This window comes from Streptomyces sp. NPDC004629, assembly GCF_042873595.1.
In the GTDB taxonomy this organism is placed as follows: domain Bacteria; phylum Actinomycetota; class Actinomycetes; order Streptomycetales; family Streptomycetaceae; genus Streptomyces.
In genome coordinates this window covers 52832-79216 of record NZ_JBIALO010000013.1, presented here as the reverse complement: position 1 = coordinate 79216, position 26385 = coordinate 52832, and the positions used below count along the sequence as shown (strand labels likewise).

Sequence of the window (26385 nt, the reverse complement as noted above, 5' to 3'; positions counted from 1 at the left end):
CCGCCGGTTCAGCCGAGATGGGCCGGCGTCAGTGTGCGGCTTCGTTGTGGCTGGGCGCGCCGCGCCCCTTCGGGGCTCGTGTGGGGTCAGTTCTTCAGGGATGGGAGTACCTGGCGGGCGAACAGGCGGAGGCTGCGCCAGGCCTCGTCCAGGGGCATTCCGCCCGCCAGCGGGTGCAGGACCAGGTTGTCGAGGCCCTGCGCCACGCACTGCTCGGGAGTGAGGATCCGGTACACGCCCTCCGCGCGCAGCTCGTCCACCGTCGTGGCCGCCGAGCGCACCGCCGAGCGGATGTCCCCGGACTGCCAGGACGCGTACGTGCGGGCCTCGTGCAGGAAGTACCGGCCGTACTCGGCCCACGCCCGGTCCGGGTCCTCGGCGATGTGCAGCAGCGGGGTCTCGGCGGCGGGCATCATCGTCCAGCCCTGCGTGCCGTACTCCACGAGCCGTTCCTTGTAGTACGCCTCCAGCTCCGGCAGGTGCGCGCTGGGGAAGAACGGCAGGCCGAGCCGGGCCGCCCGGCGGGCCGCGGCCCGGGAGGAGCCGCCGACCAGGAGCAGCGGGTGCGGCTCGGTGCACGGACGCGGGGTGACCCGGACCGTCCGGCCCCGGTACTCGAACTCCTCGCCGGTCCACCCCTTCAGCAGGGTCTCCAGCAGCTCGTCCTGGAGCCGGCCGCGCCGCTTCCAGTCCACGCCGCTGCGGGCGTACTCCTCGGGCCGGTACCCGATCCCGGCGACGGTGACCAGCCGGCCGCCGCTCAGCAGGTCGAGCACGGCGATGTCCTCCGCCAGCCGCAGCGGGTCGTGCAGCGGGCCGATGACCGCGGACACCGTGACCGCGATCTGCCGTGTCGCCCCGAACACCGCGCCCGCGAACACGAACGGCGACGGCATCCAGTTGTCGGCGACGCCGTGGTGTTCCTCGGTCTGGATGGTGGTGATGCCCTGCTCGTCGGCGTAGCCGGCCATCTCCAGGGCGGCCCGGTAGCGGGCGGCGAGCGCGGCGGGGGTGGCGCCGGGTTCGACGAGGTTGAAACGGACGACCGTTGCGGGCATGGGTGGTCCCCCTGTCGCCGGGTGGTTGGTGCGGTCGCGGGGACGTTAGCTGACGAAGCGTCAGACAGCCAGAGTCATGGACTTCTCGGCCGGGCCCGTGGTGTCGAGCAGGGGCCGAGGCTCCGTGACCTCCGCTGCTTGGAGGAACACACAAACTGGGTCCGGTCGGGACCCATGGCTGATACTGGTCGGGTTATGGAAACCGTCATCCTTGCTGTAGTCATCGCCGTGGTCGTGCTCGGCGCGATCGGCGGGCTCGTCATCGGCAGCCGGCGCCGCAGGTCGCTGCCTCCGCCGCCACCCGCCACGCCCGACATCACCGCACCTCCGGCCGAGCCGCACGTCGGCGACGAGGCCGAGACGCCGCACGACGAGTCGCGCCGCACGATCGAGGAGGTGGACCTCCCGGGCGGCTCGGCCCCGACCGCCGTCGAGGAACCGCCCGTCGTCGAAGAACTGCCGGCGCCCGAGATCGAGGTCCCGGAGCCCACCGCCGGCCGGCTGGTGCGGCTGCGTGCCCGCCTGTCCCGCTCCCAGAACGCCCTCGGCAAGGGGCTGCTCACGCTGCTGTCGCGCGAGCACCTCGACGAGGAGACCTGGGAGGAGATCGAGGACACCCTGCTGACCGCCGACGTCGGTGTGCAGCCCACCCAGGAACTGGTCGAGGGCCTGCGCGAGCGCGTGAAGGTGCTCGGCACCCGCACTCCGGAGGAACTGCGCGGGCTGCTGCGCGAGCAGCTGCTCAAGCTGATCGGCACCGATATGGACCGCACGGTGAAGACCGAGCCGGAGGGCCGCAAGCCGGGGATCGTCATGGTCGTCGGCGTCAACGGCACCGGCAAGACCACCACCACCGGCAAGCTGGGCCGCGTCCTGGTCGCCGACGGGCGCACGGTCGTCCTCGGCGCCGCCGACACCTTCCGGGCCGCCGCCGCCGACCAGCTGCAGACCTGGGGCGAGCGGGTCGGCGCCTACACCGTGCGCGGGCCGGAGGGCGGGGACCCCGCCTCCGTCGCGTTCGACGCGGTCAAGGAGGGCAAGGAGATGGGCGTCGACGTGGTGCTCATCGACACCGCCGGGCGGCTGCACACCAAGACCGGGCTCATGGACGAGCTGGGGAAGGTCAAGCGCGTCGTCGAGAAGCACGCCCCGCTCGACGAGGTGCTGCTCGTCCTCGACGCCACCACCGGGCAGAACGGGCTGGTCCAGGCCCGGGTCTTCGCCGAGGTCGTCGACATCACCGGCATCGTGCTGACCAAGCTCGACGGTACGGCCAAGGGCGGCATCGTGGTCGCCGTCCAGCGTGAGCTGGGCGTCCCGGTCAAGCTCGTCGGCCTCGGCGAGGGCGCGGACGACTTGGCGCCGTTCGAGCCGGAGGCGTTCGTCGACGCCCTGATCGGAGAGTGACCCCCACCCGCGAGACCCCCCACAAGGCAACCGGCGCCCGCCCCGGCCACCACCCGGGAGCGGGCGCCGCCATGTGAGCGCCCGGCGCGCACGGTGCGGCCTGGGGCGTGTGTTTTCGGGGGCGGGGGCGGGGGCGGGGGTGGGGACTGCGGTTGCGTTGCCGGGTGCGGGTGGTTATTCGGCCGGTCGCGCAGTTCCTCGCGCCCCTGGAGGTGCTGGTTGGTTGCGTAGTTCGGGGGCGAACCGTACTGACGCGCCGGGGCGGCTCGTGCCCGGCCGCCCGTGGTGCTCCTTCCGTCGGCGTTTCGCCCGCCCCTCACGCCGGTTCGGGAACCCCCGGAAGTCTCCGCGCGCTGTATGCCTCGGCCGTGCCCCGGGGGGTCAGGGTCGGGAGCGGTGGGCTGCGTAGGCCAGGGTGCCCAGGAGCAGGCGGGCCGCCGGGGGGCTGGTCGCCGAGTCGAGGTCCGGCGGGCGGAGCCAGTGGGCCGGGCCCAGGCCGCCCCGGTCGGAGGGCGGTGCGGTGATGTACTCGCCGGGGCCGAGGCCGCGCAGGCCGAGCGAGGTCGGGTCGTCCCAGCCCAGACGGTAGAGGAGCGCGGGGAGTTCGGCGGCGGCACCGGGGGCGACCAGGAACTGGGCGCGGCGGTCGGGGGTCGCGACGACCGGGCCCAGGGGCAGACCCATCCGCTCCAGGCGGGCCAGGGCCCGACGCCCGGCGGGCTCGGCCACCTCCAGCACGTCGAACGCGCGGCCGACCGGCAGCATCACCGTGGCGCCGGGGAACTCGCCCCAGGACTTGGTGACTTCGTCGAGCGTGGCCCCGGCGGGGATCTGGGGTGCGAACTCCAGGGGGTGCGCTCCCGGCGCCCGGCAGTCCGGACGGCCGCAGGAACAGGTGCCCCCCACGGTCCGCGCGCCCGGCACCACGTCCCAGCCCCACAGCCCGGTGAACTCGGCGACCGTGGTGCACTCCGACGGGCGGCCGCGCCGACGCGTGCCGGAGCGGATCTCGCGAATGCCGCCGATCGTGAAGCCCATGCCCCCTCCAACGGGTCCAGCACGCCGATGGTTACGACGTGGAACGAGACGGAAGCGGAACGTGACCATATGGCTCCGTCTACCCCCGCTTCCCACGGGAGCCGAGCGGCGCCATGAAGCGTCCCCGGTGGTACAACGGGATCTACGCGCCCCCGAGTGCACCGCTGCATCTACTTTCGTTCGTCCTATGTCAAGTGAATCGCGCCTGGGTGACAGTGAGTTCATTCGAAGGGGTGGCGAATGGTGGCGTTTCCGGGATCGCCATGGCTGGACGGGTGATCGTAGGATTACTTTGAGTGCACGAGGCCCGGGGCACATGCAACTTCGGGTATGCCGGAGGCAACTCGGCATCCTGTTCGAAGGGTGAGAACCGCCGGACGGGCGGCCTTGCCCACCGGCATTCTGATAGGGCTTGGCGCACGCGGTGACAAGTGGTCTCAGGAATGGGGGCGTTCCAGTGGGCGGCAACGGCGGTGGCGGGACGAACGCTGACAAGCGCCCCAATGAGCTGCTGGGCTCGTGGTTCGTGCGCAGCGGCTGGTCCAAGGGCGAGCTGGCCCGCCAAGTGAACCGCCGGGCCCGCCAGTTGGGGGCCAACCACATCTCGACGGACACCTCCCGGGTACGCCGCTGGCTGGACGGCGAGAACCCCCGCGAGCCGATCCCCAGGATTCTGTCCGAACTGTTCTCCGAGCGGTTCGGCTGCGTCGTCTCCGTCGAGGACCTCGGCCTGCGCACCGCCCGCCCTTTACCCTCCGCGACCGGCGTCGACCTGCCCTGGACGGGCCCGCAGACGGTGGCCCTGCTCAGCGAGTTCTCGCGCAGCGACCTCATGCTGGCGCGGCGCGGCTTCCTCGGGAACTCGCTGACCCTGTCCGCGGGCCCCTCCCTCATCGAGCCGATGCAGCGCTGGCTCGTCCCCTCGCCGCCCTCCCCGCGGTCCGAACCCGAGACCCCCGCCGAGTCCCGGCGCCCCGGCCGGCTGTCCAAGCCCGAGCTGGACCTGCTGGACTCCACCGCGATGATGTTCCGCCAGTGGGACGCCCAGTGCGGCGGCGGCCTGCGCCGCAAGGCGGTCGTCGGCCAGCTGCACGAGGTGACCGACCTGCTCCAGGAACCCCAGCCGGAGGCCACCACCAGGAAGCTCTTCAAGGTCGCCGCCGAACTCGCCGAACTGGCCGGCTGGATGAGCTACGACGTCGGGCTCCAGCCCACCGCGCAGAAGTACTTCGTCCTCGCCCTGCACGCCGCCAAGGAGGCGGGCGACAAGCCCCTCGGCTCGTACATCCTCTCCAGCATGAGCCGGCAGATGATCCATCTCGGCCGGCCCGACGACGCCCTGGAACTGATCCATCTCGCCCAGTACGGCAGCCGGGACTGCGCGAGCCCGCGCACCCAGTCCATGCTGTATGCGATGGAGGCCCGCGCCTACGCCAACATGGGACAGCCCGGCAAGTGCAAGCGGGCGGTCCGGATGGCCGAGGACGCCTTCGCCGAGGCCGACGAGTGGGACGAGCCGGACCCCGACTGGATCCGCTTCTTCTCCGAGGCCGAGCTGTACGGCGAGAACTCCCACTCCTTCCGCGACCTCGCCTACGTGGCCGGCCGCAGCCCCGCCTACGCCTCCCTGGCCGAGCCCCTGATGCAGCGGGCCGTCGAGCTGTTCGCCACGGACCACGAGCACCAGCGGTCGTACGCACTGAACCTGATCGGCATGGCCACCGTGCACCTGCTGCGCCGCGAGCCCGAGCAGGGCACGGCGTACGCCGCACAGGCGATGAGCGTCGCCAAGAAGGTGCGCTCCGAGCGGGTGAACACGCGTATCCGAAAGACCGTCGACACGGCCGTGCGCGACTTCGGCGACCTCGCCGAGGTCATCGACCTCACCGACCAGCTCGCCAGCACCCTCCCGGAGACCGCGGAAGCGGTCTGAACCCCAGAACCCCGGCCGCGGCCGGCCCTCCCGCACAGCCCGACTCGGCTCCCCCACGCCAGGTCATCGGAGGGTCGCCCGCGGCCGGTCCGTTTCCCGCGGAGAAGGTTGCGCCACGATAACGATGGACGTCGTCCGAATCCGGCAGTTCATCGACGCGTAACACGCACGGCGCCTTCGTCACTCCGGTGAAACAACGAGGGGCCTCGACCGAAACCGCGCTGCGCCAGTCTCAGGGCGCATAACCGGCCCACCCCTCATGACCGGACCACACTCAGGCTTCGCCCGCACGGGCCGTACCAACCGACGAGGAGACGCCGATGGCACCAGCCATCACGCTTGCCGCGGAGGCACCCAAGCTGTCCGCCGCGGACACAGGCTTCATGCTCATCTGTTCCGCCCTGGTGATGCTCATGACCCCGGGCCTGGCCTTCTTCTACGGGGGCATGGTCCGGGTCAAGAGCACCCTGAACATGCTGATGATGAGTTTCATCAGCCTGGGCATCGTCACCATCCTGTGGGTGCTCTACGGCTTCTCCATGGCCTTCGGCGCCGACAAGGGCTCCATCGTGGGCTGGACCTCCGACTTCGTCGGCTTCAGCGGGATCGACAAGCTGGCCCTCTGGGACGGCTACACGATCCCGGTCTTCGTCTTCGCGGTCTTCCAGCTGATGTTCGCGATCATCACGCCCGCCCTGATAAGCGGCGCCCTCGCGGACCGCGTGAAGTTCTCGGCGTGGGCCGTCTTCCTGGTGCTGTGGGTCACGGTCGTCTACTTCCCGGTGGCGCACTGGGTGTGGGGCTCCGGCGGCTGGGCCTTCGATCTCGGAGTGATCGACTTCGCCGGCGGTACGGCGGTCCATATCAACGCGGGTGCCGCGGCGCTCGGCGTGATCCTCGTCATCGGCAAGCGCGTCGGCTTCAAGAAGGACCCGATGCGCCCGCACAGCCTCCCGCTGGTCATGCTCGGCGCCGGTCTGCTGTGGTTCGGCTGGTTCGGCTTCAACGCCGGCTCCTGGCTCGGCAACGGGGACGGCGTCGGCGCGCTGATGTTCGTCAACACGCAGGTCGCCACCGCCGCCGCCATGCTGGCCTGGCTCGCCTACGAGAAGATCAGGCACGGCGCGTTCACCACGCTGGGCGCCGCCTCCGGCGCGGTCGCCGGCCTGGTCGCGATCACCCCGTCCGGTGGCGCCGTCTCCCCGCTCGGCGCGATCGCCGTCGGTGCCATCGCCGGTGTTCTGTGCGCGATGGCCGTGGGCCTGAAGTACAAGTTCGGCTACGACGACTCCCTCGACGTGGTCGGCGTCCACATGGTCGGCGGCATCGTCGGCTCCCTGCTCATCGGCTTCTTCGCCAGCGGCAAGGGTCAGTCCGACGTCAAGGGCCTGTTCTACGGCGGCGGCCTGGACCAGTTCTGGAAGCAGTGCGCCGGTGTCTTCGGCGTCCTCGCCTACTCCCTGATCGCCTCCGCTATTCTCGCCTTCCTGCTCGACAAGACCATCGGCATGCGGGTCACCGAGGACGAAGAGGTCTCCGGTATCGACCAGGCCGAGCACGCCGAGACCGCATACGACTTCAGCGGCGCCGGCGGCGGAGTCGTCGGCACCTCCGCGCCCGCCCTGACCGCCACGCAGAGCAAGAAGGTGGACGCATGAAGCTCATCACCGCCGTCGTCAAGCCCCACCGGCTCGACGAGATCAAGGAAGCCCTGCAGGCCTTCGGGGTGCACGGTCTGACCGTCACCGAGGCGAGCGGCTACGGACGACAGCGGGGACACACCGAGGTCTACCGCGGCGCCGAGTACACGGTCGACCTGGTACCCAAGATCCGTATCGAGGTGCTGGCCGAGGACGACGACGCCGAGCAGTTGATCGATGTCATCGTCAAGGCGGCCCGCACCGGCAAGATCGGTGACGGCAAGGTCTGGTCCCTGCCGGTCGAGACGGCCGTCCGGGTCCGCACCGGCGAGCGCGGCCCGGACGCCCTCTGACCGGACGCGCCGTCCGACGCAAGGCCGTCCGACGAAGAAGGACAGGAGTCCCTGGGTGACGGGTACGGATGTTCGGAAAGACGCGGAGCACTCGGGACCCGGCGGCTACGCGGCGGCCCGGCTGCGCCTCCTCACCGAGGGGGCGCGGTCCGGGCCGCCGCGCCGTGCGGCCCTCGCCGAGCTGACCGACGACTGGCTGACCGGCCTGTTCACCGCGGCGGCCGACGGCCTCAGGGGCGTCTCCCTGATCGCCGTCGGCGGCTACGGCCGCGGCGAGCTGTCCCCGCGCAGCGACCTCGACCTGCTGCTGCTGCACGACGGCGGCGACACCAAGGCGGTCGCCGCCCTGGCCGACCGTATCTGGTACCCGGTCTGGGACCTCGGCATCGCCCTCGACCACTCCGTGCGCACGCCGTCGGAGGCCCGGAAGACGGCGGGCGACGACCTCAAGGTCCAGCTCGGGCTGCTCGACGCCCGGCACATCGCGGGCGATCTGGGACTCACCACCGGACTGCGCACGGCCGTGCTCGCCGACTGGCGCAACCAGGCGCCGAAACGCCTGCCCGAACTCCAGGAGCTGTGCGCCGAGCGCGCCGTCCGCCAGGGCGAGCTGCAGTACCTCCTCGAACCGGACCTCAAGGAGGCCCGCGGTGGCCTCAGGGACGCCACCGCGCTGCGCGCCGTCGCCGCCTCCTGGCTCGCGGACGCACCCCGCGAGGGACTGGCGGACGCCCGGCGGCGCCTGCTCGACGTCCGGGACGCCCTGCACCTGGCCACCGGCCGCGCCACCGACCGCCTCGCCCTCCAGGAGCAGGACCAGGTGGCGGCGGACCTGGGCCTGCTGGACGCCGACGCACTGCTGCGGCAGGTGTACGAGGCGGCGCGCGTCATCGCGTACGCCAGTGACGTCACCTGGCGCGAGGTGGGGCGCGTCCTGCGATCGCGCGCCGTGCGCCCGCGGCTGCGCGCCATGCTGGGCGGCAAGCCGGTCACCGAACGCTCGCCGCTCGCCGAGGGCGTGGTGGAGCAGGACGGCGAGGTGGTGCTCGCCCGCGCCGCGCGCCCCGAACGCGACCCGGTGCTTCCGCTGCGCGCCGCGGCCGCCGCCGCGCAGGCCGGCCTCCCGCTCTCCCTGCACGCCGTACGGCGCATGGCGGCCACCGCCCGCCCGCTGCCCACACCCTGGCCCGCCGAGGCCCGCGAACAGCTCGTCACCCTGCTCGGCTCGGGCCGTCCGACGGTGGACGTCTGGGAGGCGCTGGAGGCCGAGGGCCTGGTCACGCGGCTGCTGCCGGACTGGGAGCGGGTGCGCTGCCGCCCGCAGCGCAACGCCGTCCATGTGTGGACCGTGGACCGGCACCTGATCGAGACGGCGGTCCGCGCCTCCGAGCTGACCCGCCGGGTCGGCCGGCCCGACCTGCTGCTGGTCGCCGCCCTGCTGCACGACATCGGCAAGGGCTGGCCCGGCGACCACTCGGTGGCCGGCGAGATCATCGCCAAGGACGTGGCCACGCGCATCGGCTTCGACCGCGCCGAGGTCGCCGTGCTCTCCACCCTCGTACGGCATCACCTGCTGCTGATCGAGACCGCCACCCGGCGCGACCTGGACGACCCGGCCACCGTGCGCGCGGTCGCCGACACGGTCGGCACCCAGGGCACGCTGGAGCTGCTGCACGCGCTGACCGAGGCGGACGCGCTGGCCACCGGCCCGGCCGCCTGGTCGTCCTGGCGCGGCGCCCTGGTCGCCGACCTGGTGAAACGGGTCGCCGCGGTGCTCGCCGGGGACGCACCCGACGAGCCCGAGCCCGCCGCCCCCACCGCCGAACAGGAACGGCTCGCCATCGAGGCGTTCCGCACCGACGGACCGGTGCTCGCGCTGCGCGCGCAGACGGAACCGGTCACCGAGGAGCCCGCCGGCGACCCCGAGCCGCTGGGCGTCGAACTCCTCATCGCGGTGCCCGACCAACCGGGTGTACTGCCCGCGGTGGCCGGCGTCCTCGCCGTCCACCGCCTCACGGTCCGTACGGCGGAGCTGCGGGCCCTGCGCCTGCCGGACGACGTCGACGACGGATCGGTCCTGCTGCTGAACTGGCGGGTCGCGGCCGAGTACGGATCGCTGCCGCAGGCGGCGCGGCTGCGCGCCGACCTGGTGCGGGCGCTGGACGGCACCCTGGACATCGCGGGCCGCCTCGCCGAACGCGATGCGGCCTACCCGCGCCGCCGCGGCTGGGTGGCCCCGCCGCCGCGGGTGACGGTCGCCCCGGCGGCCTCCCATCACGCGACGGTGATCGAGGTGCGGGCCCAGGATGCGCCGGGGCTGCTGCACCGGATCGGGACGGCCCTGGAGAAGGCGGGGGTGCGGGTGCGCAGCATGCACGTGTCGACGCTGGGTTCCAACGCGGTCGACGCGTTCTACGTCACGACGGAGGCGGCCACGCCGTTGCCGGCCGGGGACGCGGCGTCGACGGCCCGGGCACTGGAGGAGACGCTCCGCGCGTGACCTTGCGGGTGTGTCGTGCGGTTGCCTGACGTGGTCCCCGCCGACGCGGGGCTCCGGCCCCGGCCGCTGAACGCGGCGGACGGGGACGATTTGCTTGCGCGGCCGGATACCCTGGAAGACGCTCTGCACTGCCCCCGACTCCGAGGACCGACGCCGCCGTGTTCGATACTCTCTCCGACCGCCTCAGCGCCACCTTCAAAAGCCTCCGTGGAAAAGGCCGGCTGAGCGAAGCGGACATCGACGCCACGGCGCGTGAGATCCGCATCGCGCTGCTCGAAGCGGACGTGGCACTGCCCGTCGTCCGGACCTTCATCAAGAACGTCAAGGAGCGGGCCCTCGGCGCCGACGTCTCCCGGGCGCTGAACCCCGCCCAACAGGTCCTGAAAATCGTCAACGACGAGCTGGTCACCGTCCTCGGCGGCGAGACCCGCCGGCTGCGCTTCGCCAAGCAGCCGCCCACAGTGATCATGCTGGCCGGTCTGCAGGGCGCCGGTAAGACCACCCTCGCGGGCAAGCTCGGCCGGTGGCTCCAGGAGCAGGGCCATTCGCCGCTGCTCGTCGCCGCCGACCTCCAGCGCCCGAACGCCGTCAACCAGCTCAGTGTCGTCGCCGAGCGGGCCGGCGTCGCGGTCTACGCGCCCGAGCCGGGCAACGGCGTCGGCGACCCCGTCAAGGTCGCCAAGGACTCCATCGACCACGCGAAGTCCAAGGTCCACGACATCGTGATCGTGGACACCGCCGGCCGCCTCGGCATCGATCAGGAGATGATGCAGCAGGCCGCGGACATCCGCGATGCCGTCAACCCGGACGAGATCCTCTTCGTCGTCGACGCGATGATCGGCCAGGACGCCGTCAACACGGCCGAGGCCTTCCGTGACGGCGTCGGCTTCGACGGCGTGGTGCTCTCCAAGCTCGACGGTGACGCCCGCGGCGGTGCGGCCCTGTCGATCCGGCAGATCACCGGCAAGCCGATCATGTTCGCGTCGAACGGGGAGAAGCTGGAGGACTTCGACGCCTTCCACCCGGACCGGATGGCCTCCCGCATCCTCGACATGGGTGACCTGCTCACCCTGATCGAGCAGGCGGAGAAGACGTTCAGCCAGGAAGAGGCCGAGAAGATGGCCTCCAAGCTGGCGTCCAAGAAGGGCCAGGACTTCACCCTGGACGACTTCCTGGCCCAGATGGAGCAGGTCAGGAAGATGGGCAGCATCAGCAAGCTGCTCGGGATGCTGCCCGGCATGGGGCAGATCAAGGACCAGATCAACAACCTGGACGAGCGGGACGTCGACCGCACCGCCGCGATCATCAAGTCGATGACCCCGGGGGAGCGCCAGGACCCCACGATCATCAACGGCTCGCGCCGCGCCCGTATCGCCAAGGGCTCGGGCGTCGAGGTCAGCGCGGTCAAGAACCTGGTCGAGCGGTTCTTCGAGGCGCGCAAGATGATGTCCCGGATGGCCCAGGGCGGCGGCATGCCCGGCATGCCGGGGATCCCGGGCATGGGTGGCGGCCCCGGCCGGACGAAGAAGCAGCCGAAGAAGGCCAAGGGCAAGCAGCGCTCGGGCAATCCGATGAAGCGCAAGCAGCAGGAGCTGGAGGCGGCCCAGCGGCGTGAGGCCGCGGCCCAGCAGGGAGGCGCCTTCGGCCTGCCGCAGCAGGGCGGGCAGGAGTTCGAACTGCCGGACGAGTTCAAGAAGTTCATGGGCTGAGGCCGCGCGCGACCGCGAGGGCGTCCCTCCCGCTCCGGCGGGAAGGACGCCCTCGGCGTTGACCGGCTGCGAGGGGACCGCCCCGGCACCATGGCACCGTGACGGCGGGGCCCGTCGTCCAGCACCGCGGGCTTCCGGCCGAACTGCCGCTCGCAGTATGCGTCTTCGCATGCGCCCCGGGCCGAGCGCCTATGGAACGCGGGCGATCAGATAGCGCAGGACGTTCGGCATCCATACCGTCCCGTCCTGCCGCCGATGGGGATGCAGCGCCTCCCGCAGTTCCTTGTCCACCTGTACCTGGTCGGTGGCCGCGATCGCCGCGTCGAACAGCCCCGTCGACAGGAGTCCGCGTACCGCGCTGTCCAGGTCCGCGTACCCGAACGGGCAGGCCACCCGCCCCGAACCGTCCGGCCGCAGCCCGGCCCGCTGGGCGACCTCCTCCAGGTTGTCGCGCCGGGCCGGGCGCCAACTGCCCGCGCCCCGCAGGGGATCGGCCAGCTTGGCGGCCACCCGCAGCACGGACGAGGTGGCGCAGCGTTCCGGCGGGCCCCAGCCGGTGAGCACCACGGCCGCCCCGCGCGTGGCGAGCGGCACCGCGGCGGCGAGCAGGTCGCCGAGTTCCGCCGCGTCGTCCGCCGCGCATCCGATCGGCTGGAAGGCGGTCACCAGGGTGAACGCGGGCGCCGTTGTGTCGGCCGTGTCCTTGGGCTCGCCGTCGATGATCCGGGCGCGCGCACGTGCGCGTGTACGCCGTGTATCCGGCGTATCCGGCGTATCCGGCGTATCCGGCGTATCCGGTGTCTGCGGCAGCAGGCGCTGGCGCGCGAGGGCGAGCAGTTCGGGTCGGTCGCGGTCCACGCCGGTCACCGTGGCCCCTCGGGACGCCGCCGTCAGCAGGGCGAGTCCGGAACCGCAGCGAAGGCCCAGCAGCCTGGTGGCGGGGCCCACTTCAAGACGTTCGTAGACCGATTCGTGGAGCGGGACCAGCATCCGCTCCTGGATCTCGGACCAGTCACGCGCGCGTGCACCCCGGTCCGTACGGGGCGCGGGCCCCGCGGGGGACGGGTGCTGTCGCACGAGCGTAGGTGTCATGGATAAGCGCCCCAATCCGCCGAAGGTTGCCGGTGTGCGCGTTGCGTGGCCCCCGTGCCGTGCGCTCGCACTCTCCACGTATGCCAGGTAACTCCCGGCTCGCGACGGCGTCCAGGGGTCGTGGGGCCCGGTTTGCGGCGTCCGGGCGGCTGTGGCGAGAATTCACATCCCGGCAACGTGGACCCGTACCATCGCGCCATGGCAAAGGCACCCGTTCTCACACCCCGGGCGGTCGACTTCCCCCGCTGGTACCAGGATCTGATCAACAAGGCCGAGCTGGCCGACAACGGCCCGGTGCGCGGCACCATGGTGATCCGACCGTACGGGTACGGGCTGTGGGAGCGGATGCAGGCCGAGATGGACACCCGGATCAAGGAGGCCGGTGCCTCCAACGCCTACTTCCCGCTGTTCATCCCGCAGTCGTACCTGACCCGGGAGGCCGAGCACGTCGAGGGCTTCGCGCCGGAGCTGGCCGTCGTCACCCACGGCGGTGGCAAGGAGCTGGAGGAGCCCGTCGTCGTCCGGCCCACCTCGGAGACGATCGTCAACGACTACTTCGCCAAGTGGGTGCAGAGCTACCGCGACCTGCCGCTGCTGATCAACCAGTGGGCGAACGTGGTGCGTTGGGAGCTGCGCCCGCGGGTGTTCCTGCGGACGACGGAGTTCCTCTGGCAGGAGGGCCACACCGCGCACGCCACCTACGAGGACGCCCGGGACTACGCGGCGCACATCCACCGGAACGTGTACGCCGACTTCATGGAGAACGTCCTCGCCATGGACGTCCTGGCGGGCCGCAAGACCGCAAGTGAGCGGTTCGCCGGCGCCATCAACACCCTCACCCTGGAGGGCATGATGGGCGACGGCAAGGCCCTGCAACTGGGCACCAGCCATGAACTCGGCCAGAACTTCGCCAAGGTCTTCCACACCCAGTACCTGTCGAAGGACGGCCGGCAGGAGTACGTGTGGCAGACCTCCTGGGGCTCCACCACCCGCATGATCGGCGCCCTGGTGATGATGCACGGCGACGACGACGGGCTGCGCGTCCCGCCCCGCCTGGCGCAGACCCAGGCCGTCGTCCTCGCGGTCAAGGACGACGAGGCGGTCCTGGCCAAGGTCCGCGAGATCGGCGACCGGCTGAAGGCGGCCGGGATCCGGGTCCGGGTGGACGACCGCACGGACACCCCGTTCGGCCGGCGCGCCGTCGACTGGGAGCTGAAGGGCGTGCCGGTACGCATCGAGGTCGGCCCGCGCGACCTGGAGAACGGCACGGCGATGCTGGCCCGCCGGATCCCGGGAGGCAAGGCGCCCGTCGCCCTGGACGCGCTGACCGGGCTGCTTCCGCGGATCCTCGAAGAGGACCAGGCGCTGCTCCTGAGCCAGGCCAGGCAGCGCCGCGCGTCGCGCACCAGCGACGTGAGCACCGTCGAGGAGGCCGTCGAGGCCGTCACCGCGGGTGGCTGGGCGCGCATCCCGTGGGCCGATCTCGGCGAGGAGGGCGAGGCCAGGCTGGCCGAGCACGCCGTCACCGTGCGGTGTCTGGTCGCCGCGGACGGGTCGGTGCCGGACGCCGACGACGCCCCCGGTAACGTCGCTGTCGTCGCGCGCGCATACTGAGCCGACACGTCCGCCGCGAGAGCGACCGAAACGCGTCTTGCGCATCAGCCGGCGACAGCCGCCCCGGCGCGCGGACACGATCCACGCGCCGGGTTCTACGTCGGACTACGTACCGGCTTGGTACGAGCTGTTCCGCTTCTGTGCAGATCAGCGCACCCGCCCTCGTCAGGACGCATCAGCGGCAACTGACGGGTACGTGCAAATTATTTGGGATGCCCCGGAATCGGAACACAGCGGCACTCTGGCTCGTTGTCATTACGTGAGCACGACACAGACACCACCTGTTCTCGCCGCAGAGCTGGCGCAGGCGTGGGCCGACATTCAGCGGTACCACCCCGAGCTGCCGGACCTTGCCGCGCCAGAGTCACTGATCGGGGAGTCGTCGTCCGCGTGCGGACACGAACTCTCCTTCGAGCGACTGCTCCATGAGGCAGTCCATGGCATCGCCGCCGCCCGCGGCGTACGCGACACCTCCCGAGCCGGCCGTTACCACAACCGGAGATTCCTCGCCATCGCCGAGGAGCTGGGTCTGGACCATCCCGACGAACCGCACCCCAGCAGCGGTTTCTCGCTGGTCACGCTCAACCCCGAGGCGAAGCGGCGCTACCGCCCGACCATGGAGCGGCTCCAGCGCGCCCTCAAGGCCCACATGGCGGCCACCTCCGCGGACACCTCCCGCACCTTCCGCGGGCCGGCCGCCCGCCACGGGTCCTCCGGGGGCGGCGTCCGCGTCAAGGCCGTCTGCGACTGCGGGCGCAACGTCCGGGTGGTCCCGTCGGTGCTGGCCCAGGCGCCGATCGTGTGCGGCGGCTGCGGCAAGCCGTTCCGGATCCCGGAGGTCGTGGGAGCGGCGTAATCCGCGGGCCGCGATGTACCGGCATCTCGTGGGTGCCGGAAGTGGCCTCGCCGGCCGCGGACGCTCGTGCCGGGGGCGGCACGGGCTGACGTGGCCGGCAACCGCACGGCACCGGGCAGCGCACCCGACGTGACTCACCTCCACGCCGGGTGCCTGTCCGGCGTGCCCTCGCGCCCTCCCACCTGGCCGAGAGCGGCCCGCGGGGTGTGGCACAATGGCTAGCTGTACTCGACAGCCGCACAGGACCCCTCTCTCCTACGGCTGACGCGTCCATCGGGCCACCCGGGCACCGCAACCCCACGCGGCATCTCGTTGTGCCCCACCACGTCAAATCCAGGAGAACCCACTCCCGTGGCAGTCAAGATCAAGCTGAAGCGTCTGGGCAAGATCCGTTCGCCTCACTACCGCATCGTCGTCGCCGACTCCCGTACCCGCCGTGACGGCCGGGCCATCGAGGAGATCGGCAAGTACCACCCGACCTACAACCCGTCGGTCATCGAGGTGGACGCCGAGCGTGTGGCGTACTGGCTCGGTGTCGGCGCGCAGCCGACCGAGCCCGTGCTCGCCATCCTGAAGAAGACCGGCGACTGGCAGAAGTTCAAGGGCGAGCCCGCTCCGGCGCCGCTGCTCGTCGCCGAGCCGAAGGCCACGCGCCCGTCGTTCGAGGCGCTGGGCGGCGAGGACGAGGGCAAGGGTGAGGCGATCACCCAGAAGAAGAAGGCCGAGAAGAAGGACGAGGCCGCCGCCGAGTCCTCCGAGTCGACCGGGGCCTGAGCAGCATGCTCGAAGAGGCGCTTGAGCACCTCGTGAAGGGCATCGTCGACAACCCTGACGATGTGCAGGTCGCCTCGCGCAACCTGCGTCGCGGGCGCGTCCTGGAGGTCCGGGTGCACCCCGACGACCTCGGCAAGGTGATCGGCCGCAACGGCCGCACCGCACGCGCCCTGCGCACCGTCGTGGGTGCCATCGGCGGCCGCGGAGTCCGCGTCGACCTCGTCGACGTCGACCACGTCCGCTGACGCTTTTCGCAACCGGCTCGGGCCGGGGAAGGCCACTGGGCCGTCCCCGGCCCGCAGTCGTTTGACAGGAGACCGACAGGAGAATTGGACACGTGCAGCTGGTAGTCGCACGGATCGGCCGTGCCCATGGCATCAAGGGTGAGGTCACCGTCGAGGTACGCACCGACGAGCCGGAACTCAGGCTGGCGCCCGGTGCCGTGCTCGCCACCGATCCCGCCTCCGCGGGACCGCTCACCATCGAGACGGGCCGCGTCCACAGCGGACGTCTGCTCCTGCGCTTCGCGGGCGTCCACGACCGCAGCGGCGCCGAAGCCCTCCGCAACACCCTCCTGATCGCCGAGATCGACCCGGACGAACTGCCCGAGGGCGAGGACGAGTACTACGATCACCAGCTGATCGACCTCGACGTGGTCACCGAGGACGGCACGCAGATCGGCCGGATCGCCGAGGTCTCGCACCTGCCCTCGCAGGACCTGCTCATCGTCGAGCGGCCCGACGGCGGCGAGGTGCTGATCCCCTTCGTCGAGGAGATCGTCACCGAGATCGACCTGGCGGAGCAGAAGGCCGTCATCGCACCCCCGCCCGGCCTCATCGACGACCGCGCGGACGAAGTCGCCGAGGGACGCGGTGCCGAGTCGGGGGACGACGGCGCATGAGGCTCGACGTCATCACGATCTTCCCCGAGTACCTGGAACCGCTGAACGTCTCCCTCGTCGGCAAGGCACGCGCGCGCGGGCAACTGGACGTGCACGTGCACGACCTGCGGACCTGGACGTACGACCGCCACAGCACGGTCGACGACACCCCGTACGGCGGCGGCCCCGGCATGGTCATGAAGACCGAGCCATGGGGGCACGCGCTGGACTCCGTGCTGGCCGACGGCTACGAGACCGGCTCCCACGCGCCCGCGCTGATCGTGCCCACGCCGAGCGGCCGCCCCTTCACCCAGGATCTGGCCGTCGAACTCTCCGAACGCCCCTGGCTGATCTTCGCGCCCGCCCGCTACGAGGGCATCGACCGGCGCGTCACGGACGAGTACGCGACGCGGATGCCGGTGTACGAGGTGTCCATCGGCGACTATGTGCTGGCCGGCGGCGAGGCGGCCGTCCTCGTCGTCACCGAGGCCGTGGCGCGGCTGCTGCCCGGCGTCCTCGGCAACGCCGAGTCCCACCGGGACGACTCGTTCGCGCCCGGCGCGATGGCCGGCCTCCTGGAGGGCCCCGTCTACACCAAGCCGCCCGTCTGGCGCGGCCGTGACATCCCGGACGTGCTGCTCAGCGGCCACCACGGGAAGATCGCCCGCTGGCGCCGGGACGAGGCCCTGAAACGCACGACGGCCAACCGGCCCGACCTCATCGAGCGCTGCGACCCCAAGGTCTTCGACAAGAAGGACCGCGAGATGCTCTCCGTCCTCGGCTGGGCACCGGACCCGGAGGGGGAGCCGTACGGCCGATTTTGGCGCAGGCCAGAAGGCATGGAACAATAGGCGGCTGTTGTGCGTCCGTCCGGTGTGCGCCCCTGCCACAGGGGGACACGACGTCCGCCCCGACCCGCACGGCACACCTTCCGAACATCTAGTTCCCGTTGATGACCTGTGGCATCAACGAAGAAAGCAGACGACATGTCTCACCTGCTCGACTCCGTCGATTCCGCTTCGCTGCGCAGCGACGTCCCGGCCTTCCGCCCGGGTGACACCGTCAACGTGCACGTCCGCGTCATCGAGGGCAACCGCTCCCGTGTGCAGCAGTTCAAGGGCGTGGTGATCCGCCGCCAGGGTTCCGGTGTCCGCGAGACCTTCACGGTCCGCAAGGTCTCCTTCTCCGTCGGCGTCGAGCGCACCTTCCCGGTGCACACCCCGATCGTGGAGAAGATCGAGCTGGTCACCAGGGGTGACGTGCGCCGCGCCAAGCTGTACTACCTGCGCGACCTGCGCGGCAAGGCCGCGAAGATCAAGGAGAAGCGCGAGAACTGAGCGCTCAGCGGAGTTCGCGGCGGGGCCGGATAGCATCAGCCCCCGATGGACACCGAAGCACAGCCGACGCAACGCGACCGCACCTCCGGCCCCGGCACCACGGGCATGGAGGGGCGGTCGCGTTTCGCGTTGGTATCGCGGTTCACCGACTGGCTGCCCGGCGGACGGATCACCCTCACCCTCTTCGTCTGCCTGCTGTTCCTGCTGCTCCTCAACACGTTCGTGGCGCAGCCGTTCCAGATCCCGAGCGGATCCATGGAAGGCGGATTGAGGATCGGGGACCGCGTTGTCGTAAATAAGTTGGCGTACCGTTTCGGTGCCGAACCGCGGCGCGGTGACGTCGTCGTGTTCGACGGAACCGGGTATTTCGGGGACGCGGACTACATCAAACGCGTTGTAGGTGTGGGCGGAGACCATGTGGTGTGCTGCGACAAGGAGGGGAGGATCGAAGTGAACGGCCGAGCGGTCGACGAGACGGCGTTCCTCTACCCCGGGGACAGCCCGTCCACGGTGCCCTTCGACGTCGCCGTGCCCCGGGGCAGACTGTTCGTCCTCGGCGACCACCGCAGCGACTCCAGCGACTCCCGTGACCACCTGGGCTCCCCGGGCGGGGGCATGGTCCCCGTCGGCGAGGTGATCGGGCGCGCCGACTGGATCGCCTGGCCCTTCGGCCACTGGACCCGTCTGCACCGCCCGGCCGCCTACGCGCGTGTGCCCGCCGCCGCGGAGGACACACATGGGTAACCGGGGCAAGCCGCGCGGTGTGCCCAGCGGCGCCGCCGACAACCTGCTGCCCACCGGTGCCCGGCGCGCGGCAGGCTCCGGCGGCGGCCGCAGCCGCGCGGAGCGGCGCAAGCTCCAGCGCAAGGTCAAGCGCAGGCGCAGACGCAGCGCGGTGCGCGAGATACCGCTGCTGGTCGGCGTGGCCGTGCTGATAGCGCTGGTCCTGAAGACCTTCCTCGTCCAGGCCTTCGTGATCCCGTCGGGCTCCATGGAGCAGACGATCCGGATCGGCGACCGCGTCCTGGTCGACAAGCTCACCCCGTGGTTCGGTTCCAGGCCGCAGCGCGGGGACGTCGTCGTCTTCCACGACCCGGGCGGCTGGCTGGCCGACGAGCAGACCACCAAGAAGAACGACCCCGTCGGCGTCAAACAGATCAAGGAAGGGCTCACCTTCATCGGTCTGCTGCCCTCGGACAACGAGAAGGACCTGATCAAGCGGGTCATCGGCGTCGGCGGTGACCACGTCAAGTGCTGCGACGCGCAGGGCCGGGTGACGGTCAACGGCGTTCCCCTGTCCGAGACGGACTACCTGTACCCCGGCAACGCACCCTCCGCGACGCCGTTCGACGTCACCGTCCCCAAGGGGCGGCTGTGGGTGATGGGCGACCACCGCGACAACTCCGCGGACTCGCGTGCCCACCAGGACACCGACTACGGCGGGACGGTCTCGGTGGACTCCGTGGTCGGCCGGGCCATGGTCATCGGCTGGCCCATCGGCCACTGGTCCAGCCTGACCGAACCTAAAACCTTCGCAAGCGTGTCGAACTCCGTGTCGGGGTCGACCGCTGCTCCGCCGCTGTCGCATAGGGTTGCCTCCGACGATCCGAACCGAATGATCCAGCTCCCGACTCCTGCGGAACTCCCGCTCGTTATGGGAGTGGTGGGCCTGCACCGCACCCGGAGCAGGCGGCGGCACAGAGTAAGGAGTTGGCGTGGGGGATGTGGCGGTCGGCGCACGGTCGGGACACGACGGCGAGGAACACCGCGGGCGCCCCGTGGACGCAAGCGGTCCCACGTCGGGCGGTGCCGTGACCTCAGGAAATGACGCAGGGGCGGCGCAGGACGCCGCTGCCGAAGGTGAGCCCCCGGTGGGCGGCGCCGCGGGGCGGGGCGACTCGGCCGGGCGGGGCGACTCGGCCCCCGGGCCGAAGAAGCCGCGCTCCTTCTGGAAGGAACTGCCGATCCTGATCGGCATCGCGCTGGTGCTGGCGCTGCTGATCAAGACGTTCCTGGTGCAGGCGTTCTCGATCCCGTCGGACTCGATGCAGAACACCCTGCAACAGGGGGACCGCGTCCTGGTCGACAAGCTCACCCCGTGGTTCGGATCCGAGCCGGAGCGCGGCGAGGTCGTCGTCTTCCACGACCCGGACAACTGGCTGGCGGGCGAGCCCACGCCCACTCCGAACGCCCTGCAGAAGGTCCTCAGCTGGATCGGCCTGATGCCGTCCGCGGAGGAGAAGGACCTGATCAAGCGGGTCGTGGGAGTCGGCGGCGACACGGTCGAGTGCAAGAACACCGGCCCGCTGCTGGTCAACGGCAAGGCGCTGAACGAGTCGTACGTCTACCCCGGCAACACGCCGTGCAGCATGGATGACCAGGGCGGCCAGTTCAAGGTGAAGATCCCCAAGGGCTACCTGTGGGTCATGGGCGACCACCGCCAGAACTCCCGCGACTCCCGCTACAACCAGTCCGACAAGAACCACGGCATGGTCCCGGTCGACAAGGTCGTCGGCCGCGCCATCGTCAAGGCCTGGCCGATCAACCGCTGGGGCACCCTGCCGGTCCCGGACACCTTCGACCAGCCCGGCCTCGACCAGCGGTCCTCCGGCGCCGCCCCGCTGTCGGTGGCACCCGAGGGTGTCGCGCTCGTGGGCGTGCTGCCGGTGGCGGTGTGGCGCCGCCGACGGGCCGCGGCGAGCCGGACCCGCTGAGCGACCGCTCGTCCCGTACGCCCCCGGGACGGCCGGGCCCGTACGCCTGAGGAGGCCTGGGCCCTCACGCCCGAGGACGGCCGGGCCGGTACGCCCCGGGGATGGCCGGGCCTGTACGCCTGAGGAGGGCCGGGCCCTCACGCCCGAGGACGGCCGGTGCTCGGGCCCGGGGCCGGCCGGGCCCTCACGCCTGAGGAAGCCGGGGTCCGGTCCCGCTCCCGACCGAGCCGGGAGGGAGGCTGGGCCCGCTTCGGTACCGCCGGGTAGGGTGCGGGTCCATGGGTGGCGAGAGCACGACACATACGGTCCCGCGCGGCACCGGCGCCGAGCGGATCGGCAGCCCGCTCGGCCAGCGGCTGTCCGGGGCGGCCGTGGCACTGGGCCTGGTGCTGTTCCTCGGGGGATTCGCGTGGGGAGCGGTGGTCTACCGGCCCTACACCGTGCCCACGACCTCGATGGCCCCGACCATCGACGCCGGTGACCGGGTCCTCGCGCAGCGCGTCGACAGCGGCGGGATACGCCGGGGCGACGTCGTCGTCTTCCGCGACACGAGCTGGGTGACCAACTCCGACGTGGTCAAGCGGGTGGTCGCGGTCGGCGGCGACACCGTCGGCTGCTGCACGGACGGCAAGCTGACCGTCAACGGCAAACAGATCGAGGAGCCCTACCTCCCCAAGGGCAGCCTCGCCGAGATCACGGACTTCCCGACCGTCAAGGTCCCCGAGGGCCGCCTCTTCCTCCTCGGTGACGAGCGGCAGGGCTCGCTGGACTCCACCGCCCACCTCACCGACGCCGCCCGCGGCACCGTCGCCCGCGGTGCCGTGTCCGCCCGCGTCGACGCCGTGGCCTGGCCCATGAAGGGCATGCTCAAGCCGCCGACCGGCTTCGAGGCCCTCGGGGCCCTCTCCGCGCCGGGTCCGCTGCGTACCATCGTCGTCCTGATCGTCGTCGGCGCGGCCCTCGTCCTCGGCGGCGCCGCCTACGGACCGGTCGCCAAGCGGCTGGGCCGCTCCCGTACCCGTCCGGAGCCCGCCGGTGTCCACTGAGGCCCGGGACGCGGGCGAGGACGCGTACCCGGGCGGTCTGCGCAAGGTCGCGCGGGTGGTGCTGCTGGACCCCGACGACCGCATCCTGCTGCTGCACGGCCACGAACCGGACGACCCGGCCGACGACTGGTGGTTCACGCCCGGCGGGGGCCTGGAGGGCGACGAGACCCGAGAGCAGGCCGCGCTGCGGGAGCTGGCCGAGGAGACCGGCATCACCGATGTCGCACTCGGTCCGGTGCTGTGGCGGCGGCGGTGCTCCTTCCCGTTCGCCGGCCGCCGCTGGGACCAGGACGAGTGGTACTACCTGGCCCGTACGACGCAGACGGCGACCGAGGCGGTGGCCCTGACGGAGCTGGAGCGGCGCAGCGTCGTCGGAGCGCGTTGGTGGACGTGTCGGGAACTGGCCCGGTCGCATGAGACGGTGTACCCGACCAGACTTGCCGAGCTGCTCCGGACGCTGCTCGACGAAGGTCCCCCGGCCGGTCCCATAACCCTTGACGCGGAAATCGTCTAGAGGCGCGCGGGACTGGCGCACAATGGTGGGATCGCACGGCTGAAGGGGAACATGCCATGAGCGCCGAGGACCTCGAAAAGTACGAGACCGAGATGGAGCTGAAGCTCTACCGGGAGTACCGCGATGTCGTCGGTCTGTTCAAATACGTGATCGAGACCGAGCGGCGCTTCTACCTCACCAACGACTACGAGATGCAGGTGCACTCGGTGCAGGGCGAGGTGTTCTTCGAGGTGTCCATGGCGGACGCCTGGGTCTGGGACATGTACCGCCCGGCCCGTTTCGTGAAGCAGGTGCGCGTCCTCACGTTCAAGGACGTGAACATCGAGGAGCTGAACAAGAGCGATCTGGAGCTGCCGGGCGGGTGAAGGTCTCCCCGCGGCTGAGGTTCGGGTCCCCGCACGGGTGACGGGGTTGTCCACAACCGGCGGGTAACCCACCAAGATCCACTGCTTGCGGCCGGGTGCGCGACGGTGGGTGCCGGAGGTGGTGCCCACATGAACACGCAGCAGACGCACCGGTCACAGCAGCCGCATCGGCCGCATCAGGCACGCAACGCACTCGGCAGGTACGGCGAGGATCTGGCCGCCCGGCGGCTGACCGAGGTCGGCATGACGGTCCTGGAGCGCAACTGGCGCTGCGGCAGGTCCGGCGAGATCGACATCGTGGCCCGGGACGGGGACGCGCTCGTCGTCTGCGAGGTCAAGACGCGCCGTGGCGGGTGCTACGAGCATCCGATGGCCGCGGTGACACCGGAGAAGGCGGAACGCCTGCGGGGCCTCGCGGAACGCTGGATCCAGAGCCACGGCGGCGCCCCGCCCGGCGGCGTCCGCATCGACCTGGTCGGAGTCCTCCTCCCGGACCGCGGCGCCCCCGTGGTCGAGCACGCGCGGGGGGTGGCCTGAGATGGGATTCGCCCGTACGTGCTCCGTGGCCCTGGTGGGTGTCGAGGGCGTGGTGGTCGAGGTCCAGGCCGACCTGGAGCCGGGAGTTGCGGCGTTCACGCTGGTGGGGCTGCCGGACAAGAGCCTGACGGAGAGCCGGGACCGAGTTCGGGCGGCCGTCGTCAACTCGGGCGCCGAGTGGCCGCAGAAGAAGCTCACGGTGGGCCTCAGCCCGGCCTCGGTACCGAAGGCCGGCAGCGGCTTCGACCTCGCCGTGGCCTGCGCGGTGCTCGGCGCCGCCGAACGGATCGATCCCAGGGTGCTCGCCGACATCGTGATGATCGGCGAGCTGGGGCTCGACGGGAGGGTGCGTCCGGTCCGGGGCATCCTGCCGGCGGTGCTGGCCGCGGCCGACGCCGGATACGAGCAGGTGGTGGTGCCCGAGTGCGCCGCGGCCGAGGCAGCGCTGGTGCCCGGGGTCTCGGTGCTCGGCATCCGCAGCCTGCGCCAGTTGATCGCCCTGCTGACGGACGAACCCGTACCCGACGAGAAACCCGATGATCTGGGCCGCCCGGATCCGCTCCTCGCGGGCCTGCGGGTGCCCGGCACCGGCGCGGCCACCGGCATGCACAGCATCGGCGCCGCCCAGCACGACCACGACCTCGCCGACGTGGTCGGGCAGCATTCGGCGCGCACGGCGGTGGAGGTGGCCGCCGCCGGAGGCCACCACCTGTTCCTGGAAGGGCCGCCCGGCGCGGGCAAGACGATGCTGGCGGAGCGGCTGCCCGCCGTGCTGCCCCGGCTCGACCGGGAGGCATCTTTGGAGGTCACGGCCGTCCACTCGGTGGCCGGGCTGCTGCCGCCGGGCAAACCACTGATCGATGTCGCGCCCTACTGCGCCCCGCACCACTCGGCCACCATGCAGTCGCTCGTCGGCGGCGGTCCCGGCATCGCGCGCCCCGGGGCGGTGTCCCTGGCCCACCGGGGCGTGCTCTTCCTCGATGAGGCACCGGAGTTCCACAGCCAGACCCTGGACGCCCTGCGGCAGCCCCTGGAGGCGGGGCACGTGGTCATCGCGCGCAGCGCCGGAGTGGTCCGGTTCCCGGCCCGGTTCCTGATGGTGCTGGCGGCCAACCCGTGCCCGTGCGGGCGTTTCTCGCAGCGGGACACGCTGTGCGAGTGCCCGCCGTCCGCGATCCGCCGCTATCAGGCGCGGCTGTCCGGCCCACTGCTCGACCGGGTCGACCTCCGTGTCGAGGTGGATCCCGTGACGCGCGCCCAACTCACCCAGCCCGGTGCGCGAGGCGAGTCCACCGCGACGGTCGCCGACCGGGTCCGGGAGGCGAGGGAGCGTGCCGCCGCGCGGTTCACGGGAAGTCCGTGGCGGACCAACAGCGAAGTGCCCGGACGGGAGTTGCGCAGCCGCTGGCAGGCCGCGAGCGGTGCCATGGACGAGGCGGAACGGAACCTGGAGCGGGGCGTGCTGACCGCCCGAGGGCTCGACCGGGTCCTGCGTGTCGCCTGGACGGTGGCCGACCTCGCCGGCCACGACCGGCCCGACGCCAGCGACGTCGCGCTCGCCCTGCAACTGCGCACCGGCGTCCCACGCGGCGTGCCCATGGCCATCGGGACACCGGCGTGAGCGCGGACGCCGATCCGGACGACGACCTGCTCTCGCGTGTTCTGCTCACCCGGGCCGTCGAGCCCGGTGACGAGGTCGGGGGGCGGTGGTTGCGGGAGTACGGGGTGCGGGAGGTCGCCCGGCGGCTGCGGGCCGGCGGGGAGCCGCTGCCCGGGGTCAGCGGAACCCGCTGGGCCGGGCTGCGGGCGCGCGCCGCGCGGGCCGAGCCGCGCCGGGACCTGGAGGTCGCGCGCGCCGCAGGGGTGCGGTTCGTCGCCCCCGGGGACGCCGAATGGCCGGCCCAACTCGACGACCTCGGGGACGCCCGGCCCCTGGGGCTGTGGCTGCGCGGCCGGCCCAGCCTGCGGATGTGGGCGCTCAGATCGGTCGCCGTCGTCGGCGCCCGGGCCTGCACCGAGTACGGCGCCCACATGGCGGCCACCCTCGCCGCGGGGCTCGCCGAACGCGGCTGGGTCGTGGTGTCCGGCGGCGCCTACGGCATCGACGGCGCCGCCCACCGGGGCGCCCTCGGCGCGGGCGGCGCCACCGTCGCCGTCCTGGCCTGCGGCGTCGACCGGCCCTACCCCCGCGGACACGCCGAGCTGATCGACAGAATCGCGGAACAGGGGCTGGTGGTGGGGGAGTTGCCGCCCGGCGACCATCCGACGCCGAGCCGGTTCATCCTGCGCAACCGGGTGATCGCGGCGCTCACCCGGGGCACGGTCGTCGTGGAGGCCGCCCATCGCAGCGGCTCGCTGGTCACCGCGCGCGCGGCGCTGCGCCTCGGGCGGTTCACGATGGGCGTGCCCGGACCCGCCACCAGCGCGCTCTCCGCGGGTGTGCACGAGCTGCTGCGCGGGGAAGGCGTGCTGGTCACCGATGCGGCGGATGTCGTCGAGCTGGTGGGGGACATGGGGGAGCTGGCCCCGGCCCGGCGCGGCCCGGTGCTCCCGCGCGACCTGCTGGAACCCGGCGCCCGGCGGGTCCTGGCCGCCCTGCCGGCCCGCCGGGCGGCACAGCCGCGGGAGATCGCGTCGGGCGCGCAGACCACACCGGACGAGGCGATCGCGAGGCTGTACGAACTCAGAGCACTTGGATACGTCGAACGACACGGCGATGGCTGGAAGTTGACACGCCAGGCGGTGATATCGGTCCGGGCCGGTCGGGCCGGATGCTGACCGAGGGTGTTCGGCCGTCCGGGGTAACCTCGACGTCCTTGGGATTTCCCGGAGTTGACCCGCCGCGCCGGTCACGCACCGCGACGTGCCGGGGCCGTCCGGGCGCGTCCCGAAGCGGGTCCGTCCACGGGTGGAGCCCCGAGGTTCGCACACCGCGACTCCTCAGTCACGCTACGCTCACGAGGACCCCCGGCGCAGACCGGCCCAACTCGATACCAGACCGACAGCCCACCCAGGCAC

25 protein-coding genes are annotated in these 26385 nt (G+C 71.7%); 22 read left to right on the top strand and 3 right to left on the bottom strand.

All coding sequences use genetic code 11. The annotated features are described in order from the left end of the window. Window positions 1-86: 86 nt before the first annotated feature. Window positions 87-1058, bottom strand: coding sequence for an LLM class flavin-dependent oxidoreductase (locus ACFYTE_RS21240; RefSeq protein WP_388712457.1), 972 nt, complete (start codon window positions 1056-1058; stop codon window positions 87-89). Between the two features lie 195 nt (window positions 1059-1253). On the opposite strand from ACFYTE_RS21240, the gene ftsY reads away from it, so the two are divergent. Beyond that, entirely contained in the window at window positions 1254-2465 is a 1212-nt protein-coding gene (gene ftsY / locus ACFYTE_RS21235; protein WP_388712455.1) for a signal recognition particle-docking protein FtsY, read from the top strand. Window positions 2466-2846: 381 nt separating this feature from the next. Here the strand turns inward: ftsY and ACFYTE_RS21230 are convergent, their stop codons facing one another. Then, window positions 2847-3503, bottom strand: coding sequence for a bifunctional DNA primase/polymerase (locus ACFYTE_RS21230; RefSeq protein ID WP_388712452.1), 657 nt, complete (start codon window positions 3501-3503; stop codon window positions 2847-2849). A gap of 457 nt (window positions 3504-3960) precedes the next feature. Between ACFYTE_RS21230 and ACFYTE_RS21225 the strand changes: the two genes are divergently transcribed. The 5 genes from ACFYTE_RS21225 (at window position 3961) to ffh (ending at window position 11638) form a co-directional block, all read left to right on the top strand. Next, window positions 3961-5436: a hypothetical protein gene (locus ACFYTE_RS21225; protein ID WP_388712449.1), complete on the top strand. Its 1476-nt coding sequence runs from the start codon at window positions 3961-3963 to the stop codon at window positions 5434-5436. 320 nt (window positions 5437-5756) lie between these two features. Further along, window positions 5757-7094 carry an ammonium transporter gene (locus tag ACFYTE_RS21220; protein WP_388712446.1) on the top strand — a complete coding sequence of 446 codons (1338 nt, stop codon included), beginning with the start codon at window positions 5757-5759 and terminating at the stop codon, window positions 7092-7094. Next, the gene (locus ACFYTE_RS21215) at window positions 7091-7429 is read left to right on the top strand and encodes a P-II family nitrogen regulator (protein ID WP_003997576.1); all 339 of its coding nucleotides are present in this window, start codon (window positions 7091-7093) and stop codon (window positions 7427-7429) included. Before ACFYTE_RS21220 ends, ACFYTE_RS21215 begins: the two co-directional genes overlap by 4 nt. A gap of 55 nt (window positions 7430-7484) precedes the next feature. Further along, window positions 7485-9929 carry a [protein-PII] uridylyltransferase gene (locus ACFYTE_RS21210; protein ID WP_388712442.1) on the top strand — a complete coding sequence of 815 codons (2445 nt, stop codon included), beginning with the start codon at window positions 7485-7487 and terminating at the stop codon, window positions 9927-9929. A gap of 158 nt (window positions 9930-10087) precedes the next feature. Next, window positions 10088-11638 (top strand): signal recognition particle protein, encoded by a 1551-nt coding sequence (ffh, locus tag ACFYTE_RS21205; protein WP_388712439.1) that lies wholly within the window; start codon window positions 10088-10090, stop codon window positions 11636-11638. 189 nt (window positions 11639-11827) lie between these two features. Here the strand turns inward: ffh and ACFYTE_RS21200 are convergent, their stop codons facing one another. Then, a complete protein-coding gene (locus ACFYTE_RS21200; protein ID WP_388712437.1) occupies window positions 11828-12730 on the bottom strand; it encodes an SAM-dependent methyltransferase in 903 nt (300 codons plus the stop codon). Between the two features lie 198 nt (window positions 12731-12928). Between ACFYTE_RS21200 and proS the strand changes: the two genes are divergently transcribed. The 16 genes from proS to dprA all read left to right on the top strand — a co-directional run bounded on the left by proS (window position 12929) and on the right by dprA (window position 26145). Next, window positions 12929-14344, top strand: coding sequence for a proline--tRNA ligase (gene proS / locus ACFYTE_RS21195; protein ID WP_388712435.1), 1416 nt, complete (start codon window positions 12929-12931; stop codon window positions 14342-14344). 259 nt (window positions 14345-14603) lie between these two features. Continuing rightward, window positions 14604-15200 (top strand): hypothetical protein, encoded by a 597-nt coding sequence (locus ACFYTE_RS21190; protein WP_388712432.1) that lies wholly within the window; start codon window positions 14604-14606, stop codon window positions 15198-15200. Between the two features lie 351 nt (window positions 15201-15551). Next, window positions 15552-15974: a 30S ribosomal protein S16 gene (rpsP, locus tag ACFYTE_RS21185; RefSeq protein WP_388712428.1), complete on the top strand. Its 423-nt coding sequence runs from the start codon at window positions 15552-15554 to the stop codon at window positions 15972-15974. A 5-nt stretch (window positions 15975-15979) separates the two neighbouring features. Further along, window positions 15980-16219 (top strand): RNA-binding protein, encoded by a 240-nt coding sequence (locus tag ACFYTE_RS21180; protein ID WP_003973401.1) that lies wholly within the window; start codon window positions 15980-15982, stop codon window positions 16217-16219. Window positions 16220-16311: 92 nt separating this feature from the next. After that, window positions 16312-16875, top strand: a complete 564-nt coding sequence (rimM, locus tag ACFYTE_RS21175) for a ribosome maturation factor RimM (RefSeq protein WP_388712425.1) — start codon at window positions 16312-16314, stop codon at window positions 16873-16875. Next, window positions 16872-17705, top strand: coding sequence for a tRNA (guanosine(37)-N1)-methyltransferase TrmD (trmD, locus tag ACFYTE_RS21170; RefSeq protein ID WP_388712422.1), 834 nt, complete (start codon window positions 16872-16874; stop codon window positions 17703-17705). The genes rimM and trmD overlap by 4 nt, the downstream gene beginning before the upstream one ends. Window positions 17706-17840: 135 nt before the next feature. Further along, a complete protein-coding gene (rplS, locus tag ACFYTE_RS21165; RefSeq protein WP_128380949.1) occupies window positions 17841-18191 on the top strand; it encodes a 50S ribosomal protein L19 in 351 nt (116 codons plus the stop codon). Window positions 18192-18236: 45 nt separating this feature from the next. After that, window positions 18237-18935, top strand: coding sequence for a signal peptidase I (gene lepB, locus ACFYTE_RS21160; protein ID WP_388712419.1), 699 nt, complete (start codon window positions 18237-18239; stop codon window positions 18933-18935). Further along, the gene (gene lepB, locus ACFYTE_RS21155; protein WP_388712416.1) at window positions 18928-20019 is read left to right on the top strand and encodes a signal peptidase I; all 1092 of its coding nucleotides are present in this window, start codon (window positions 18928-18930) and stop codon (window positions 20017-20019) included. The genes lepB (ACFYTE_RS21160) and lepB (ACFYTE_RS21155) overlap by 8 nt, the downstream gene beginning before the upstream one ends. Beyond that, on the top strand, window positions 19907-20905 hold the full coding sequence (gene lepB, locus ACFYTE_RS21150) for a signal peptidase I (protein WP_388712414.1): 999 nt from the start codon (window positions 19907-19909) through the stop codon (window positions 20903-20905). Before lepB (ACFYTE_RS21155) ends, lepB (ACFYTE_RS21150) begins: the two co-directional genes overlap by 113 nt. Window positions 20906-21183: 278 nt before the next feature. Beyond that, window positions 21184-21951 (top strand): signal peptidase I, encoded by a 768-nt coding sequence (gene lepB / locus ACFYTE_RS21145; RefSeq protein ID WP_388712411.1) that lies wholly within the window; start codon window positions 21184-21186, stop codon window positions 21949-21951. Next, on the top strand, window positions 21941-22465 hold the full coding sequence (locus tag ACFYTE_RS21140; protein ID WP_388712408.1) for an NUDIX hydrolase: 525 nt from the start codon (window positions 21941-21943) through the stop codon (window positions 22463-22465). Before lepB (ACFYTE_RS21145) ends, ACFYTE_RS21140 begins: the two co-directional genes overlap by 11 nt. Before the next feature lie 56 nt (window positions 22466-22521). Further along, entirely contained in the window at window positions 22522-22830 is a 309-nt protein-coding gene (locus ACFYTE_RS21135) for a DUF2469 domain-containing protein (RefSeq protein WP_003965949.1), read from the top strand. A gap of 129 nt (window positions 22831-22959) precedes the next feature. Continuing rightward, window positions 22960-23367 carry a YraN family protein gene (locus tag ACFYTE_RS21130; protein WP_388712405.1) on the top strand — a complete coding sequence of 136 codons (408 nt, stop codon included), beginning with the start codon at window positions 22960-22962 and terminating at the stop codon, window positions 23365-23367. A gap of 1 nt (window position 23368) precedes the next feature. Further along, window positions 23369-24988 carry a YifB family Mg chelatase-like AAA ATPase gene (locus tag ACFYTE_RS21125; protein WP_388712403.1) on the top strand — a complete coding sequence of 540 codons (1620 nt, stop codon included), beginning with the start codon at window positions 23369-23371 and terminating at the stop codon, window positions 24986-24988. Beyond that, the gene (dprA, locus tag ACFYTE_RS21120) at window positions 24985-26145 is read left to right on the top strand and encodes a DNA-processing protein DprA (protein WP_388712400.1); all 1161 of its coding nucleotides are present in this window, start codon (window positions 24985-24987) and stop codon (window positions 26143-26145) included. The genes ACFYTE_RS21125 and dprA overlap by 4 nt, the downstream gene beginning before the upstream one ends. The last annotated feature ends 240 nt before the right edge of the window (window positions 26146-26385 follow it).